The organism is Arthrobacter sp. HMWF013 (assembly GCF_003061105.1).
In the GTDB taxonomy this organism is placed as follows: Bacteria; Actinomycetota; Actinomycetes; order Actinomycetales; family Micrococcaceae; genus Arthrobacter.
Genome location: NZ_QAIQ01000423.1, coordinates 1 through 2,033, shown reverse-complemented (window position 1 = coordinate 2,033; position 2,033 = coordinate 1). Strand labels below are relative to the sequence as shown.

The following is a 2,033-nucleotide window of genomic DNA, read 5'->3' as shown; positions in this document are numbered from 1 at the left end:
CGCCCGCAGCTGCTGAAGGCCCGTGTCTCCGCTGACCGCGGCACCAAGCTGCTGACCTGGCTGGCTGAAGTGACCGTCAACAAGCCCAACGGCGAGCTGAAGGTCCACTCGGATCCGGCAGCCAAGCTGCCCGCCGTAGGTGACCGGCAGCCCGCCGAAGGCTCCCGCCAGCGGCTGCAGGAGCTCGGCCCCGAGGGCTTCGCCAAGGCGCTGCGTGAGCAGACGGCCGTGGCCGTCACGGACACCACGTTCCGCGATGCCCACCAGTCGCTGCTGGCCACCCGGGTGCGCACCCGCGACCTCGTCGCCGCAGGTCCCGCCGTCACCGCCCTGCTTCCGGAACTCCTGTCCGTCGAGGCCTGGGGCGGTGCCACCTACGATGTGGCGCTGCGTTTCCTGGGCGAGGACCCCTGGGACCGCCTGGCTGCACTCCGGAAGGCTCTGCCGAACGTCTGCCTGCAGATGCTGCTCCGCGGCCGCAACACCGTCGGCTACACGCCGTACCCGGAGGAAGTCACGGAGGCATTCGTCAACGAGGCGGCGGCCACCGGTATCGACATCTTCCGGATCTTCGATGCCCTGAATGACGTGAACCAGATGGCACCGGCCATTCGTGCGGTCCGCGCCACCGGAACAGCCGTGGCTGAAGTGGCCCTGTGCTACACCGGCGACATGCTGAACCCGGACGAGAAGCTCTACACGCTGGACTACTACCTTGAACTGGCTCAGCGGATCGTGGATGCCGGTGCGCACATCCTGGCCATCAAGGACATGGCCGGGCTGCTCCGTCCGGCAGCAGCCGCCAAGCTGGTTGCCGCCCTGCGCGAACGGTTCGACCTCCCGGTCCACCTCCACACCCACGACACCGCGGGCGGCCAGCTGGCCACCCTGCTGGCAGCAGTAGATGCCGGCGTGGATGCTGTGGATGTTGCCTCCGCCTCCCTGGCCGGTACCACCAGCCAGCCGTCAGCTTCGGCGCTGGTGGCGGCCCTGGCACACACGCCCCGGGACACCGGACTGGACCTGGACGCCGTCAGCTCCCTGGAACCGTACTGGGAGGCCGTGCGCCGCGTGTACGCCCCGTTCGAGTCCGGCCTGCCCGGTCCCACCGGCCGCGTCTACAAGCACGAGATTCCCGGCGGCCAGCTCTCCAACCTGCGCCAGCAGGCCATGGCGCTGGGTCTTGGCGAACGCTTCGAAGCCATCGAGGACATGTACACGGCAGCGGACCGCATCCTGGGCCGCCTGGTGAAGGTCACGCCCTCCTCCAAGGTGGTGGGCGATCTCGCCCTGCACCTGGTGGGCCTCAACGCCGACCCTGCAGATTTCAACGAGAACCCGCAGAACTACGACATCCCCGATTCCGTCATCGGCTTCCTCTCCGGGGAACTCGGCGATCCTCCGGGCGGATGGCCGGAGCCGTTCCGCACCAAGGCACTCCAGGGCCGCAGCATCAAGGTCCGCGACGTCGATCTCAGCCCCGAGGACAGCGCCGCGCTCAAGGGAGACTCCAAGACCCGGCAGCACACGCTGAACCGGCTGCTCTTTGATGGTCCCACCAAGGACTACCTCAAGAGCGTGGAGACCTACGGCAACATTTCCGTCCTCGACACCCGCGATTACCTGTACGGCCTCCAGCGCGGGGCCGAGCACGAAATCCAGCTGGAAAAGGGTGTGCGGCTGATTGCCTCGCTCGAAGCTGTCTCCGAACCTGACGAGAAGGGCATGCGCACCGTGATGTGCACGCTCAACGGGCAGTCCCGCCCCGTTGTGGTCCGTGACCGCTCCGTGGTCAGCAATGTCAAGGCCGCCGAGAAAGCCGATCCCGCACAGCCGGGGCACGTCGCCGCACCGTTCGCCGGAGCCGTTACGGTCACCGTCAAAGCAGGTGACACCGTCAACGCCGGCGACACTGTGGCGACCATTGAAGCGATGAAGATGGAAGCTTCGATCACGACGCCGGTTGGCGGCAAGGTCTCCAGGCTCGCCATCTCAGCCGTGGAGCAGGTCCAGGGCGGGGATCTCCTCCTGGT

The 2,033-nt window shown here is 67.4% G+C and carries 1 protein-coding gene; it reads left to right on the top strand.

The genetic code is table 11. The features are described 5' to 3' along the window. Positions 1 to 2,033 (top strand): pyruvate carboxylase subunit B (locus tag DBR22_RS15520; RefSeq protein WP_146187523.1); only part of this gene is annotated, 2,033 nt, incomplete at both ends.